The organism is Rhizobium ruizarguesonis (assembly GCF_012349115.1).
Lineage (GTDB): Bacteria > Pseudomonadota > Alphaproteobacteria > Rhizobiales > Rhizobiaceae > Rhizobium > Rhizobium ruizarguesonis.
The window spans coordinates 21,206-35,641 of the sequence record NZ_PQIG01000075.1 but is presented as its reverse complement, the minus strand read 5'-3'; the positions used below and the strand labels follow the sequence as shown (position 1 = coordinate 35,641).

The window sequence follows — 14,436 nt, the reverse complement described above, 5'->3', positions numbered from 1 at the left end:
GCTTATGCCGCATGCTGGCGCCGCGCACCGAATGCGGAGCGGTAGGCGTGCGGTCGGACCCGTTCGAAGTTCTCCCAGCTGACCGGCAGAATGCCGGCTACGCTCAGCGTCTCGTTGATTATGATTGGCTGACCAAGGCGCTGCATCGGCCAGCCGGCGCGCCGCAAGATTCGCTCGAAGCGAACATCGGTGGCTGTTGCGATTTCGCGGTAACCCTGATGGAGGCACCATTCGAGGATGCCTGCAAACATGCCAAACGTGACGTCGCTCAGGCCCCCTTCCCCGGCCCCACGGGTACGCGCGGTATCGACGCAGAAACGAGAGCTTTCGATCACGCACGGATCGGCGTCGAGCCGTCCTGCCGATAGAAGCTGCGGGAAGACCTGCTGCAGCATGGTAGGACCGATGGCCGGCAGCAGTCGTGCGCAGCCGATCACCACATCGCCGTCCGACAAGGCAAGGATATAGGTCGGTTTGAATTCGTCGAATTGATCGCTCTCCCGCCCGTTGGACCTGGAAACGTTCCAGGCGAGCCGGTCTGCGAAAACACGCGACCGCAGCCGGTACATTTGATCGAGAAGTGCGGCGTCCTTGCGCGACTTCGGCGTCTTGAGTGCTATCAGCTTCATGATCCCGCTCCGCAATTAGAGTGATCTGCGGATCCTGGTTTGCGGAAAGCGGCGGTTTGGTTCCAGTCGCAAATCTGCGAGTCGCGCATCGGTCACGGCTGATGGCGACGCCTCGTTGCGCGTCGAGGCAGTCGGCTCACGCTGTATCGCACCCGCAAAACTGTGGGTACGGCGACAGGCCTTGGAGGTCAGCCGATCGTCTTAAGCCTATGAAAAATATGAAGGAGGTCTGCAACACGTTACCGGCAACCGGTCATTCGTTAAGTTTTCGTTAACCAAAGAACATTTGACGACTCAGGCGATAACTGCAACCCTTGCGACGGAAAATACGCGATGATCAGTGAAAAACCGTCGCGAGGTGAAAATGGATCAGATGACGACACGCAAACCAACGAGCGAATCCTCTGCTGCGAAGATTACACGTCAAGCGCAGATGTTGTCAGCGCAGTTGCAGTCTCTCCGCACCCACATGTATCCGCCGGAGGCGATGAAATCGTTGCGCACCTTTACCTCGCGCGACGTGGCCACCATGCTGGGGATCGCGGAATCGACGCTCCGACAGATGTCGTTGGACGGCGAAGGTGCAATGCCGGAGAGGCTGGAGAATGGCCGCAGGAGCTACACGCTCGCCCAGGTCAATGAGATCCGCAGATACCTGGCGGTGAAGCGGCCCATGGAAGCTTTGGAGTTCTTGCCGCGCCGGCGTCCCGGTGAGAAGCTGCAGGTTATCGCGGTTGCGAACTTCAAGGGCGGATCGGCCAAAACCACGACGACCGTTCATCTCGCCCATTACCTCGCTCTGACGGGTCTGCGGGTGCTCGCGATCGATCTTGACCCGCAGGCATCCTTGTCGGCCATGTTCGGCTATCAGCCGGAGTTCGATGTCAGCGACAACGAGACCATATATGCGGCGATCCGTTATGACGACGACAACCGCCGGCCGATACGCGACGTCATTCGCAATACCTATTTTGACGGAATCGATCTCATACCCGGCAACCTGGAGCTCATGGAATACGAGCATGAGACGCCGCAGGCGATCGCAAGCGGCGGCGGCCGCGGCGACGGGATCTTCTTCCGGCGTCTCGGCGCCGTCATAAACAGCGTCGAGGAAGATTATGATGTTGTCGTGATCGATGCGCCGCCGCAGCTGGGCTATCTGACCCTGGGCGCGCTTTGTGCTGCGACCTCGCTGCTGATCACCGTTCATCCGGCGATGATCGACGTTGCCAGCATGAACCAGTTCCTGGCGATGATGAGCGATGTCATGCACGTCATCGAGGAGCGTGGCGGTATTCTGGAACACGATTTCATCCGATATGTCATCACCAGGCACAATCCGAACGACGTCCCACAAGTGAACGTCGTCGCGCTCCTGCGCTCCTTGTTCGGCGAGGACGTGCTGGCGCCAGCGGTGGTGGATACGACCGCAATCGCCAGCGCCGGCCTTGAGAAGAAGAGCCTTTACGAAATGGCGCGTGGTTCGGTTGGCCGAGACACGCTTGCGCGCGCGCTTGATTCCGTCGACGCGGTCAATCTCGAGATCTTCAACCACCTCAAATCGGTATGGGGACGGTCATGACGAATGCCAAAGAACGCTCCAATCGGATGAAAAGTCTTTTTGCGAATGTCGATTCCGCGGAGCTTGCCAAGCAAATCTCGGCTGGGCCCGCGGTGAAAGTCGGATCTGGAGCCGTCAAGTCGATGGACCGGGCCTTCGTTGCCGTCGAAGAGGAGAACGAACGCCTCCGCCTGCAATTGAGCGGTTCTGAAGCCATTGTCGAAATCGACTCCGCTCTTGTCGTTCCCTCCTTTGTCAGGGACCGCCTCGACATCGAGGGAGATCCGCAGTTCCAGGGTTTCGTTGAGGGTATTCGGGAAAGCGGTCAGAGACTTCCCATCCTCGTTCGCCCCTCCCCCGACAGGCAAGGCTACTTTCAGGTCGCGTACGGCCACAGGCGCTTGCGTGCCTGCCAGATCCTTGAACGGCCGGTGAAAGCGATCGTCCGCGATCTCTCCGACGATGAACTGGTGGTCGCTCAAGGTATCGAGAATACCGAACGCGCCAATCTCTCCTTCATCGAGCAGGCGTTCTTTGCCGCGACCCTCAAGGCGCGCGGCTTCCGGCGGGAGACGATCGCCGCCGCGCTCGGCAGGGCGGATGGCAAGCTGACCTACGTTTCGATGCTGATTGGAATCGCAGAACAGGTCCCGGCCGAACTGATCGGCAGAATTGGTCCGGCTCCTTCGATCGGCCGCCCCAAGTGGGAAAAGCTCGCCGCTCATTTCAAGGATGGCAAGGCTCCGGCCGCGGCCCAGGCGATCATTGATAAGGTGACCTCGACGGCTGTATGGGCCGCTGCCACGAGCGATCAGCGCTTCGCCGCGCTGATGAGCGCGCTCCAACACAAGGCGGCCAGAGGAGACCAGGGCGAAGAGGTCGACGTCGGCGGCGGCGCCATGATCACCGCGAAATCTTCGCGTTCTTCAACGCTGATCACGATTCCGGAAAACAAGGTGCCGGGCCTGTCGGCCTGGCTCGTCGAAAGGCTTCCGGCGCTGGTGGAGGAGTACCGAAAGCAAACGGGAGAGACGCCGATGGGGTAGGCTAATTCAGAAATAGGAAAGGGCCCACCGACGGCAATCGGCGAACCCTTGAAATCCTAGCCAACAGTACGAAAACGTCCTATCGACATCAGCTCTTACAAACTGATTCTATGACGGACCGCTGGCACAATCAACCCCTGCGTAACAGCCGGGAATGAAAAACTGTGTCCGTCTGCTGGCTTTCATCAACAAGAATCTCGATGGAGCCGCACGCCAAGGCGTTGCGGGCAGCTAGCCCATGACAGAAGCAACGGCAATCGCATCGTTCAGACGCGTCAGTCCGGCCATTCTCGCAAGCGCACGGATGGCGATGGCTAACGACATACCGGACACCTCGAAGTCGGAGATTTCTCTCCTGTTGAAAAAGGCAGCGCCGATCCTTGGGATCGACGGCACGACCTATCATGTCCTGGACATTCTCCTTGGCCTCTCGCGCGCCGATGACTGGAAAGGCGCAGGCAGACCGATCGTTGCCATCTCGAACGCAAAGCTCGCCGAATACACACTGCGCTCCGAACGCACAGTGACGCGTTGCCTGCGCAGGATTGTTGAGGCTGGGATTGCCGCCTACCGTGACAGTCCGACCGGCCGACGCTTCGTGTACCGCGACAATGACGGGACGGTTGCCAGCGGCTTCGGGCTTGATTTCACACCGGCGCGCGTACGGCTTGCGGAGATCAGGGAGAGCGTCGAGAACTATCAAAGGGAACTCAAGGCCAGCCAGGATGCACGTCGCGCGGTCACGCGGCTTTCTAGAGCAATCATCGATGCTTGCGAGGCGTTCCCGGAGAAGGCGATTAGCTGGAGGAGCGCGGCGCAAGCAATTATCGATGCCGTCGCCGGCCGGGCAGAACAGGCAAGCGGTCTCGAATCACTCCACGCAGAGGTTCTTGAATACGCTGAATACCGCTTCCAGGAGCATAATATGTCATGCGCGGGTGACATTGGCGTCACCTCTAATATTAATACAACCCCTAAAAACCTTTCTGATAGTAATGAACGGACCCGCTCTAACGAGCGAGACATCATCTCAACTGACGACGGCTTCGCCGTCGAAGTGGCTTATGAAAATAAGCCTGAAGCGGCGGCGCGTGACATGCAATCCCGATTGCGGCAGGCGGAGAAGACGGTTGGCGATATCCAAGGTGCCGTTCTGGCTACGGTGCCGGTTGGCTTGCTGCAGGTTGGGTGCCGGGCGGCGCAGGAATGTGTCAGCGTGGAGTTTGACGGATGGTCCGATGTTGTCGGGGCGGCGGAAATGATGCGGCGCATGATCGGCCTCTCGGATGCTGCATGGGTAGACGGTGTCGGGAGGGTCGGCCGTTATGCTGCGTCCGCCATCTTGGCGACCGTGCTCGAAAAATCCTTGCGTGACCCGGAGCTGATTGCAAAGCCCGGGGGCTATTTCCGTGCAATGGTCGACCGGGCGGTCGATGGAAGTCTTCACCTCTCAAAAAGCCTTTACGGTCTTGCCGAAAGCGAGATGAACACGCGGGCTAGATAGGCGAAAAAGTAACAGCTGTTACTCCGCCCTTGGGCTTGCGGAACGGGGTCAATCGCGACGAGTTTGCGTTGTGGCCGCTACAGGAATAGATCGAGTTCAGGCGCGTGGTCTCGCCATCTGGGTCGGATGGGCGGCAATGGAACGGCGCATACAGAAAGAGTGGTTGTTTCGTCGGGTATCGGTTTGCCCCCGGCGTCGATGCCGCCATGTTCCATCTGGCTTCCGCAACAAGACGGAGGGGGCTGACAACTACACTTGATGTATCTGCCGACAAAGCCGTGGCCGATTAGCCCCATTCCTCGTGTCCACTGAAGGACCCTGCTTGGCTGGCGATCTTGGACACCCTCCGATGTGAATGTGTCGCAGTTGATTGTACGGTATCGATCGCGCAGTCAGCCTCGACGGTTCTGGCGGTTGCGATCTCGCTCCTGCCTGCGTGCTTCATGCTTTTCGGCGGTGAAAAGCTTTGCGCGTCCTTGGAGTTACTCGGCTCGAAGAAGAACATGGGTGTTCGAGGTCATAGGCGGAGGAGGTCTTCGAATGTTCATTCAGGAAGCTATGCCAATTGTTTCGTCCCGCTTGTGCCCCGCGGGAGATCATTGTGCATTGATGCCTAGAGGGACCGAACTTCAGTCGGGGTGTGCGGCACCCGCCAAGCAGAAGAGGTCCCAGGAAGGCCGGTAATGGCGCTTGCGGGTGTGGGTGCTGTAGGCCGTCTCGCCCGGGAGAGATGGACGGGTGGGGGTGCCTATCGTCGCCTCGTTTTGCCTCCTCTATCCGACGTAAGCTGCTTATCCACGGACGGAGAGGGCCGGGCAGGGTCCAGTCGACACACCCGTTTGGCCGGGACATCAACTGAATGTTTTTATCGCTCGCGTTGGGCGAAACCACGCGATTTCAATACGAGGGAGTCAAAAGGTAACAGCTGTTACCTTTTGAGTGCAGACAAGGAAGTGACCCTTCTCCTACCTCAAAAAGCTCACGCACTAAAAGCGACACAGCTTCCGGGAACTTCGGACGTTACCGGTAGGTGCCGAGCGGTCTGACGTTCAAAGTGCGACGGATGCGCCGATCCCTTCCCACGAGGACAGAAGAAATCGGCTTTCGAGTGGTTCAAGCAGCGCATGAACATAGATGAAATGCGGCCAGCCTTCCTACGTCCAGTTCCACTTCATGAGTTAAGGCGCCCCTTAGCGTATGGCCTGAGGAGGCGCGTCCGTCTGGCCGAAGAGATCGTGGCAAGCCCGGAGTGGCAACAGGTTTGCAACATGACAAGTCGTTCGCGCGATAGGCGGCTCGGCCGTCTAATGAACCAGGCGCTTAAGAGCGAACGAACCAGAGATGACAAAGCTCAACTACACGGGAGCCGCTCATGGGTCTCTGCGCAACGGCGGGGCTCGAATCGATCAACTCAATCAGTTTTGTAGATATTCGACGTTCAATCATCCTTGCATTTGTGGAGGATAGTTCCGCAATTGCAAGGATACACGTTGATGTTTGGGCTGCGTCAGTTGGCGCGTCGCGCGGCGTTCACATTGCTGTGCGCCTAACGGCTCGCCCTGCCGGTCGTTCGGAACGCCATCTTTAACCCACGGCCGATGGCGTGGGGCCTTAACTCCAACGGTCGATGAACGACAGCGAAACGCAACATTCACAGCCTGTTCAGCGCGCTAATGTCATCAAGTCACCAGAAAGAGCCTTACCTCCCAACACAGGCTTTGATGGAGTAGCCGATGAAAAAGATCATTCTCTCGACACTTGCCACACTGGTCGCGACCGGCAGCATCTTCACGTCCTATGGCTCCGCGAGCGCACATGACTATCGCGAGCACCGGCACGGCGACAGGGGTGCTGCCATCGTTGGTGGGCTGGCGGCTGGGCTCATTGGCGGACTGGTTGCCGGTGCTCTCATCGAGGACAGGGATCGTCCGCGGTATGATGATGGTGCAGATTATCGCTACAGCGGCCGCCCGCGCTATGAAGGTAATGTCGGTTATCGCGGTGACCCGGGCTACCGTTATAGCGGTGGTCCGCGTTATGAGGACAACTCCGGCCATCGCGATTTTGACGGCTCAGGCTATCGTTATTACAGTGGCTGGCGTTGATGTAGACCAGGTAGGCTTCCAGCGTTCCACGAGGGCGACCTGAATTGCCCTCGCAGCACTTTTGCGCCAACCGAGCGATTTGAGGGTCAGTTCCTTCAAATTATCAGCCTTGCGGCCCGCCCGTTCGTCTGTTCTGCGTTGTTGTTAGTAGCTTGCAGCCTGCGCACCGATTTATGAAGGGGCTGCTGCTTTCGCAGAGCTGCGACCCAAAACCATCACCATTGGCGAGGCGACCGGGCCAGGAGTTCTTTTTCAGCGAGCTTTTCGCGGACCATAAGATGAACGGTGCGACGGAGGCGCTCGACGGTCCAATCATGGCCGCGGCGCTTGAGGATCCGAACCACACTGTCCCAACTGTGTTGAGGCCGGAATTGTCACACCATCGGCAGCCACGTCTGCGCCGACGCAATGAGCTCACCTAGATAGAGTTTCTCGCGCGCTTGCGGCACCGCTTTAATTGCTTCCGGACGCCGTTCTGGAAGACCTGGGCGTGAGAAAATGACCCTTTCCGCTCGTGTTTTGTGATCAAGATAGGGAGAGCATGTCGCGCATTTCATGGCCGCTGACGAGCAGCCTACTTCGCGACGGGGAGGGGCAGCGGCCCAGCGGGAAATGCTCGGTCGGGGCCTCTCGCTTCAAGTGGATCCATCTTGCGGTCGCATGGGGTCACGCAGGGCAATTCAGGTAAATAGGGCAATACAGACGGCCATCCAGATTAACGCCGTCCCCAGTACCATCGCTCGCCTGGCGACGACGACTTTGTCTGCATCCTCCTCCGCTACAGGTGTAGTCACAATCCAAGGCACGGAACCAAGTGCTGCAAATCCGATGATAGCCAGAACCATCACAAAATAGTCGAATGAATGCCAGGCCCCATGTTCATACACCCCCCAGTAACCCAGAAAGGCCATTCCGACTGCAAACATTGTGGCGGACGCCGAGCAGAGCCCTGTGACGGATCCGGTAGGTGCGCGCATGTTCCTTTTTTCACGTGTTTCCAAGTTCATGACGCGATATCCATGACGGTTGGCTGTCTCTCTGCAAATATGTCAGGAATTGAGCGCGGCGTGAAGCGCTGGTGACTGTCTGGGACGGCCGCGAAATTCCCCGCCTCGGCATGGATGCTGGGCGATCAGTGGCCACTTTCCTCCGTGACAGAAGAGCGTTGCATCCGCGCGTCGCATACGAACATCATATATCACACCATTTGAGCTGCCCGCCCGCTTCGACGTGTCGCGCTGTTGTAGTAACTTGACGCTTGTTGAATCGAGCGGTGGCGGGACTGCTCCATCGCCTCAGGCAGGGGGATGCCACGGTTTGCCGCCTCGGTCAGATATCCAGATCGTAGCCCGTGCGCGGAAAACTCCCCACGCTCTAATCCAGCCAGTTCCACCCGCTGCTTGATGATCGCATTGACCGACTGCGGATCGATCGCCCGTCGCGAAACAGTCCCCCATCGCCCGATCGCCCGAAACACGCTGCCGCTGTCGATCTTGGCGGACACCATCCAGGCATTCAGCGCATCCACCGGCCGACCGGTCAGGTAGACAACGTCGTCCTCGTCGCCGCTTGTCGTCTTGGTGCGGCCGAGATGAATGGCGAGAGAGGGGAGGGGGCTCCCGCCTTCGACCGGAATGGGCGGCTCGACGGTCAACTGTTCGCGGCGCAGCCCGGCGATCTCGCTGCGCCGGCGACCACCGGAGGCAAAGGCGACCATCAGGATCGCCCGGTCCCGGAGATCGCGCAGACTGTCGGTCGCGCAGGTCGCCAGCAGTCTTGCCAGGACGTCGCCGGTGACCGCCTTGGCGCTCTTGCGAAGACGTTGTCTTGGCGCGGCTCGGATCGCCAGCCGAATGGCTGATTTGAGGGCAGGGGAGGCGAACGCGCCGTCGAGGCCCCGCCACTTGGTCAGCGTCGACCAGTTCGCCAGCCGCCGCCGCACCGTGGCTGGCGCGTGTGGACCGACGGATTTCAGAAACCCTTGGCTCCTGAGGCTTTCGTCGACGTCGGCCGGCATGCCGTGATCGGCATCCGTCTCGCGGTGTCGTGGGTCCCAGAGATGATGGGCGACGAATTTCAACAACAGCGCCTCGGGCGCCGGCCAAGGCAGGGAACGTCCGGTCGCCGCCAGACCCCAGGCTTCGAGGTAAGTGAGATCGGACGTAAGGGCGCGCAGTGTGTTGTCGCCCATGCCCTGGTTGACCAGGTGGCGCAGCGTCTCGACGTCCTGGTCGGTCAGCAGTTCGGCGAGCTCGTCGCGGCGCTCGAGCGGTAGGACGGCGGCGATCGTGTCGAGTTCTTCGGCGCGGCGATCGACGGCAGATTTTTGCAATGGCGGCATTTCGGTTCCTGAAAGGGCTACGCGGAAGCTTCACGGGCCGGTGGCGAAGGCCACTTTCGGTGATTTGTCCCGCGAAATCAATCTACCATCGATAATTGATAGTTATCGATGGTTAGATCCTCAACCCGCAGAACCATGTAGTGACGGACGCAAACTGTTCACTGGTGTCCGTTTAGCAAATCGTTTACCATGATTTCAATGTCTTACGATCTTGCGAAATTGCCCATCTCCAGCCTGCTGCGGCCGATTTCGGACGCGGGCTCGGCGTTGTCCCGTTTGGATGAGCGCATTACCCATTCGCCAGTCGGCGACGGTTTTGTCGAACGCTCCCACTTCACCGACGCCTGTGCCTCGCTGTGGATCGATGGCGAACTCGTCCACCGCGAAGACCTTGTCCTCCATGACGCCACAAAAGATATTCGCACGCCCACCCACGAGCTGACCATCGCTCGCGATGTTTTGAAAACCCGCCGGCGCATCGCCGCACAACTCCCCGCCTGGGCCCTGTCGGCCGACGGCGTTCGTACGCTGCGTCAGGCGTGGCCTGGAGCATCAGATAGCGAGGATGAGCGCTTGGGGACCATTCCGGCAAATCGCACGGGGGTGGTCGAGCGGGGATGGGAGGGGGATCTGGGCGCAGGCGAAGATCTCCCCGGTGTCGACTATGCCGCCATTGATGCGGTGCTCGCCCGATCGGAGGCCGCGATCGAGAACGCAACTCGGCCCGGCCACGCCGGCCCCTCGGAAAAGGATCCGATGATCTACGATCTCGACTGGGACGAGGAGGAGCGGCTGGATGAATGGCGCGGCGTGTTGCGGCAGACGCAAGACTTACCCGCAGTGCTGCAGGCGGTGGTCGCCCTCGATGCCTGGAATGAACTTTCGGTCCTGCAGCATGCGCCCTGGCTCGGCCGGCTGCTGTCCGCCTCACTCCTGCGCCAGGCCGGCGTCACCACCGGCGCGCATCTCGCGGCGATCAACCTCGGCTTGAAAACTGTCCCCGTCGATCGGCGCCGTCATCGCAACCGCGAAACCCGGATGCTGGCCATTCTCGGCGGCATCATCGCTACCACCGAGATCGGGATGAAGGAGCATGATCGCCTGGCGCTGGCCCGAAAAATGATGGAACGCAAATTGGCGGGAAGACGAACGTCTTCAAAACTGCCAGAGCTCGTCGAGCTGGTCATGGCGAAGCCGCTGGTGTCGGCCGGTATGATCGCGAAGGAGCTTGCCGTCACGCCGCGGGCGGCGCTGCGGATCGTCGAGGAGCTCGGGTTGCGCGAGATGACTGGGAGGGGGAGGTTTCGGGCCTGGGGAGTGCTGTAATTGCCCGACTGTATGAACGGATTCAATCGTAAATAGCCTGCTTCTCCTCTATGTGGAACCATGGAGGCCCGACAGCGAAAGAGGTTTTGCCGCAGGTGTTCGATGACGCCATCATCGCTTGGCAGACCGGGTATTTCGAGGGCGTGGCAGTGTTTCGTGCTGAGGATCCGGGTGATGCAAAGCTTGCCCAGCCGAAGCCGGTCAGGCGCTATGGCGCCGATGCACAAGCCGGCCCTCCTGAGAGTGAAGGCGAATCCGCGGTGCCAGCCGAGGCAGTTGCGTCCGATGCGAATAAAGCGGGGATCCGGATCGACCTGAGCGGAATCGGAGGGAGACCGTCAAGTATCTGCAGATCTACAAAGTGATTGTTTTTCTATCGCTCTAGCGAAAACAGCATCGGCCCTCTATAAGGGCGGACAAGGCAGTACGCGCTGCCTGGGGGTGTGGAAACCCCTGTCTAGCGGTTGATTTCGGCCGATGCGGCATCAGGATCCTCTGGCCATTGGCCGGTGGGCCTGCGACGTATGTCCAGGTGCTCCGGTGCTAAAGGTCGCAGGACTGTCTAGACACAGCTTCCAACCCCCGGCTTGGGATCAGAGATTAACGTTTGCGGGGGGCGCACCGCAGACAGTATCTAAGGGTTGGATCACCAATGGATTTGAAAGATTCAGCAGTGTCGGACACACGTGAACTCCGCCCGGTGCTCGGGCTCACGCGCGGACTGTCCAGCGCGGACATCGAGATATTAGCGGTGAATGCCATTCGGCTGCACAGGCAGCTCGTTGAAAAGGCGGATCAACTATTCCAGGCATTGCCCGACGACTTCAAGACCGGAACAGCCACCGGAGGCGCGCAGCATCTCGAATATATCGAGGCAATGATAGAGATGCATGCACAAATGAGCGCAGTGAACACGCTGGTCGGGCTTCTGGGTTATATCCCGAACGTCTCGGTCAACTGATTTCGCCGCTCAGATTAGTCCGGCCCGGATGGCGAGCGCAACGAGATGTGGCATCGTATGGATGCGGAGACGTTTTCTCGTCTCTTCGAGCTTGCTCTTCACGGAGTTGTATTTGACCCCTTCCAGATCTGCGGTTTCCTCCATGGTTTTGCCAACCGCAATCCATTGGAGATAGGCGGCTTCCTTGGGATCGAGCCAGGCCGGATGCTGTTCGCTTGGCGTCAGTGGCAAGAAGCACATACGGGTATGCAGTTGCCCAACGGCTGCAGCGGCCGAAACAGTGTCGATATCGCGTTCAAGGTCAATCACCGTCTTTTCCGATGCCAAAGTGAACATCGACATGGACCCGTTAGCTGCCTTGATCGGGATGGTAATACCGGAGCGAATCCCGAAGTCGGCGGCCTGAGCATAGAAGGCCCGCTCGTCTTTGGAGAGCCGAGACCGCTCCTGCTCTGCACTCCACGCAAAAGCCTGTTTCAAGGACTTGGCGCGTTTGACGACCGGATCCACAGCTTCAAAATTTCGCTTGAAGTACGTCGACCGCCATTCGGGAGGATAGTTGGAAGCGGCGATCGTGTGGCCGGGCCGAATGTACAAATAGGCGTATCCGCCGTAGCCAGCCTGGTTGGCGAAGTCCGCAAGGGCTTGCTTGAGGATGCTCTCGTCGCCCTTTGTTTCAGTGAGATCGGTCAGCTTGTCCAGCCAGTCCTGCATGCGTCACTCCGTTTTGGTGATCAGGTGGAACAGGTCATGATGAGCCCCTCAACATATATTGCTGACGTAAAAGCAGCCGTAGGCTGCATAAGCATACGCGTGAAGGACCTTCAGGGCATCCCGATCACGCAGTTGTATGGTTCACGGTGTCTCCTCGACCGTCAGCAGCTCCACGGCAAGCGCTGCGCCAGGATCCGCCAGCGGACCCCAGGTACAGATCCGATACCGCCGGCGCCACCGGCTATAGCCGCCATCGTCGCAAAGCGCCTGGTCGATCGGAAAAATCTCATTTCCCATCCCATAGGCTTGAGAGCCTTATCAATATCAAGCAGCCGGCACCCGGCGTCGAAGCGCACAACGCCCGGTGCTGAGGAAATGACTTTGTTGAAGCCGGTCATGTCGAGAACGACACCGCCGTGCAATGGCACCGCCTGTCCGTAATTGTCAGTTCCACCACCCCTAAGGGTCAAAGGAATGCGCCACTTGGCACATGCACTGGTAATCTTTGTCAGCTGTTGTCGGTTTTCGGGAATCACGACAAGGTCGGCGACCTTGTCGCTCAGCTTAGGCGTCAATATCGGCGAAAACCAGAAAAAGTCGCGGCTTTTTACTGGGACTAATGCAGACGAAACCTGCGGAATCTCCGCTAGATCAGCTTTCAACTGCGCCAGCTCTCGGTTGCTCATGCGAACGCGGCTGAGGACTCCGGGAGGGTCCGAACGAGACGGTCAAGATCAAATTCCTTCATGTCGCGCAGGAGCTCGACTAGGCCATCAACCTGATGCTCGGCGATGGCCTTGCCGACTGCGGCCGTACCGGCGGCGGCACTACCGACAGCCCCAGCCGGGTTTAGGTCATGGATCAACCAGGCCATATTATGCTGTGCAGTCGCACGAAGGTGGGTAAAAGACTCTTCAAGAGAGGCTGCCCAGCGTCTGCGTGCATCCGGACAAGATGAAAGCGATCGGAACCAGAGCGATAAGTGCTCGCGTCAGGCGCATCTTCAGAGGCACGGCCGTTTCGATGCATCGTTACCCGACCGGCGCCCTTGGGGTGGGCAGGACGCGCAGGCGGCGCGGGGCCGCCTGCGGGGGTGTACGTCCCGCGGCCTCGTTCTGGGGGAGGGAACTCGACCGAAGAGGTTGCCATACAGATGATGGGCATCGCCTCGACACGGACCTTCTGGCCAATGTTTGCGGAGAAACAATCATCTTTATTTTATTGAGTAATCTCTGTTTTTTCCTCGTCCTACACGAAACGTGGCCCAATCCTAGCGGCTGAACTTCAGGTCTGGCTTGTCGCCGTCCCAACCCTGAAGCCCTCCGGAAATCTCGCGAAACCGAAGGCACCGTGTACCCATCTTGCCAGCGAGGCACATTGCATCGCCCTGAACCGCCCAGGTGATAGAGAGCGCAAATGGCACAGGACCGCGGATGCTTCCGGTCCCATCTTTCTTAAGAATGACTTTGAGGGTTTTCCCGTTCGGTGCGAGGGCCGACCACGGTTGGCCGTCGGCAAGTATGGCGGCGGCCTTCTGCGGCGACACGTAAGCCTGCGCCGCAAACGAAGAGCTTGAGGTAAGGATTAAAGCGCATAGCCTCGCGAGCCACAGATTTATCTTCATTTCGATCTCCTACGTTCACTTGGTTGCTTTAGGTTCGGCAGAAGCTGGGCATTCACCGTTACTGTGGAGAGGCTACCGCACCCTTGTCGCTACAGCTTGGCGGCAGAGCGAGCTCGCCAGCGACCTCACTCAGGGCAGACGGACGCATGACAATTTCGTCGAAAGCTCTCCGGTCTCCCTGCGCAGACCAGTACAGAAGCTCGCCATCAGCAGTTTCATTATAGGCCCGGGGTTCGACCATGCCCCTCCCCAGACTCCGCTTGATCAAGAATACGAGCGCGACCCATCCAAATTTCATCCCCTGCCATGGCGCCGCCAATTCTCGTGGCCGCATGTGCACTGCTCGCTTTTCTCGGCTCTTGTAGCTTATACGCTGGGCCCCGTGTGTTCCCCCCGGGATGCGGTCAAAATTTTTTAGGCCAGCCAGATCGACGGGCGGCACACCGTCCCGCTCAATAGGTCGTGATACGCATCCTCTATGCCTATACTGTGATAGTCAGGGCCAAACGCCTCTGGTCTCCCTGTGTTATTGGCGCATGCGTCAGAGATTTACAAAATTCCTTGATGAATAGGCCTGTATCCTGGTGATCGTTGATCGGCCTTCACGCGTTCGGCACGCTTGCAA

General features: G+C 59.0%; 12 protein-coding genes and 2 pseudogenes. 7 read left to right on the top strand and 7 right to left on the bottom strand.

What is annotated here, in order from left to right:
• Positions 1 to 2: 2 nt before the first annotated feature.
• Complete coding sequence (traI, locus tag C3Y91_RS14760; protein ID WP_130697413.1) at positions 3 to 629, bottom strand: acyl-homoserine-lactone synthase; 627 nt, start codon at positions 627 to 629, stop codon at positions 3 to 5.
• A 364-nt stretch (positions 630 to 993) separates the two neighbouring features.
• Here traI and repA point away from each other — a divergent pair, with 364 nt between their 5' ends.
• From repA to C3Y91_RS14740, 4 genes are all read left to right on the top strand, one after another.
• Entirely contained in the window at positions 994 to 2,211 is a 1,218-nt protein-coding gene (gene repA / locus C3Y91_RS14755) for a plasmid partitioning protein RepA (RefSeq protein ID WP_075225817.1), read from the top strand.
• Positions 2,196 to 3,236: a plasmid partitioning protein RepB gene (gene repB / locus C3Y91_RS14750; protein ID WP_018495929.1), complete on the top strand. Its 1,041-nt coding sequence runs from the start codon at positions 2,196 to 2,198 to the stop codon at positions 3,234 to 3,236. The genes repA and repB overlap by 16 nt, the downstream gene beginning before the upstream one ends.
• A gap of 238 nt (positions 3,237 to 3,474) precedes the next feature.
• A complete protein-coding gene (gene repC, locus C3Y91_RS14745) occupies positions 3,475 to 4,740 on the top strand; it encodes a plasmid replication protein RepC (protein ID WP_168575510.1) in 1,266 nt (421 codons plus the stop codon).
• Positions 4,741 to 6,473: 1,733 nt separating this feature from the next.
• Positions 6,474 to 6,845, top strand: coding sequence for a hypothetical protein (locus tag C3Y91_RS14740; RefSeq protein WP_168575509.1), 372 nt, complete (start codon positions 6,474 to 6,476; stop codon positions 6,843 to 6,845).
• Between the two features lie 221 nt (positions 6,846 to 7,066).
• Here the strand turns inward: C3Y91_RS14740 and C3Y91_RS37915 are convergent.
• The 3 genes and pseudogenes from C3Y91_RS37915 to C3Y91_RS14725 all read right to left on the bottom strand — a co-directional run.
• Positions 7,067 to 7,333 (bottom strand): annotated as a pseudogene (locus C3Y91_RS37915) (recombinase family protein); the annotation flags it as partial.
• 192 nt (positions 7,334 to 7,525) lie between these two features.
• On the bottom strand, positions 7,526 to 7,852 hold the full coding sequence (locus tag C3Y91_RS14730) for a hypothetical protein (protein ID WP_003551659.1): 327 nt from the start codon (positions 7,850 to 7,852) through the stop codon (positions 7,526 to 7,528).
• A gap of 191 nt (positions 7,853 to 8,043) precedes the next feature.
• Positions 8,044 to 9,186: a site-specific integrase gene (locus tag C3Y91_RS14725; protein ID WP_168575508.1), complete on the bottom strand. Its 1,143-nt coding sequence runs from the start codon at positions 9,184 to 9,186 to the stop codon at positions 8,044 to 8,046.
• 189 nt (positions 9,187 to 9,375) lie between these two features.
• On the opposite strand from C3Y91_RS14725, the gene C3Y91_RS14720 reads away from it, so the two are divergent.
• The 3 genes and pseudogenes from C3Y91_RS14720 to C3Y91_RS14710 all read left to right on the top strand — a co-directional run bounded on the left by C3Y91_RS14720 (position 9,376) and on the right by C3Y91_RS14710 (position 11,473).
• Complete coding sequence (locus C3Y91_RS14720; protein WP_168575507.1) at positions 9,376 to 10,512, top strand: RHE_PE00001 family protein; 1,137 nt, start codon at positions 9,376 to 9,378, stop codon at positions 10,510 to 10,512.
• A 59-nt stretch (positions 10,513 to 10,571) separates the two neighbouring features.
• Positions 10,572 to 10,877, top strand: a pseudogene (locus tag C3Y91_RS14715) (lysozyme family protein); the annotation flags it as partial.
• Between the two features lie 287 nt (positions 10,878 to 11,164).
• Positions 11,165 to 11,473, top strand: a complete 309-nt coding sequence (locus tag C3Y91_RS14710) for a transcriptional repressor TraM (protein WP_130666372.1) — start codon at positions 11,165 to 11,167, stop codon at positions 11,471 to 11,473.
• A 9-nt stretch (positions 11,474 to 11,482) separates the two neighbouring features.
• Here C3Y91_RS14710 and traR read toward each other — a convergent pair whose 3' ends face one another.
• The 3 genes from traR to C3Y91_RS14695 form a co-directional block, all read right to left on the bottom strand.
• On the bottom strand, positions 11,483 to 12,187 hold the full coding sequence (traR, locus tag C3Y91_RS14705) for an autoinducer-binding transcriptional regulator TraR (RefSeq protein ID WP_130666373.1): 705 nt from the start codon (positions 12,185 to 12,187) through the stop codon (positions 11,483 to 11,485).
• Between the two features lie 161 nt (positions 12,188 to 12,348).
• A complete protein-coding gene (locus C3Y91_RS14700) occupies positions 12,349 to 12,873 on the bottom strand; it encodes an FAD-binding oxidoreductase (RefSeq protein WP_168575506.1) in 525 nt (174 codons plus the stop codon).
• A 584-nt stretch (positions 12,874 to 13,457) separates the two neighbouring features.
• Entirely contained in the window at positions 13,458 to 13,811 is a 354-nt protein-coding gene (locus tag C3Y91_RS14695; protein ID WP_168575505.1) for a hypothetical protein, read from the bottom strand.
• Between the last annotated feature and the right edge of the window lie 625 nt (positions 13,812 to 14,436).

Bases quoted from the DNA above. Each gene is read 5' to 3' on its own strand.
- traI (WP_130697413.1), bottom strand. From the start codon at position 629: ATGAAGCTGATAGCACTCAAGACGCCGAAGTCGCGCAAGGACGCCGCA.
- repC (WP_168575510.1), top strand. From the start codon at position 3,475: ATGACAGAAGCAACGGCAATCGCATCGTTCAGACGCGTCAGTCCGGCC.
- repA (WP_075225817.1), top strand. From the start codon at position 994: ATGGATCAGATGACGACACGCAAACCAACGAGCGAATCCTCTGCTGCG.
- C3Y91_RS14730 (WP_003551659.1), bottom strand. From the start codon at position 7,852: ATGAACTTGGAAACACGTGAAAAAAGGAACATGCGCGCACCTACCGGA.
- repB (WP_018495929.1), top strand. From the start codon at position 2,196: ATGGGGACGGTCATGACGAATGCCAAAGAACGCTCCAATCGGATGAAA.
- C3Y91_RS14720 (WP_168575507.1), top strand. From the start codon at position 9,376: ATGATTTCAATGTCTTACGATCTTGCGAAATTGCCCATCTCCAGCCTG.
- traR (WP_130666373.1), bottom strand. From the start codon at position 12,187: ATGCAGGACTGGCTGGACAAGCTGACCGATCTCACTGAAACAAAGGGC.
- C3Y91_RS14700 (WP_168575506.1), bottom strand. From the start codon at position 12,873: ATGAGCAACCGAGAGCTGGCGCAGTTGAAAGCTGATCTAGCGGAGATT.
- C3Y91_RS14695 (WP_168575505.1), bottom strand. From the start codon at position 13,811: ATGAAGATAAATCTGTGGCTCGCGAGGCTATGCGCTTTAATCCTTACC.
- C3Y91_RS14740 (WP_168575509.1), top strand. From the start codon at position 6,474: ATGAAAAAGATCATTCTCTCGACACTTGCCACACTGGTCGCGACCGGC.
- C3Y91_RS14725 (WP_168575508.1), bottom strand. From the start codon at position 9,186: ATGCCGCCATTGCAAAAATCTGCCGTCGATCGCCGCGCCGAAGAACTC.
- C3Y91_RS14710 (WP_130666372.1), top strand. From the start codon at position 11,165: ATGGATTTGAAAGATTCAGCAGTGTCGGACACACGTGAACTCCGCCCG.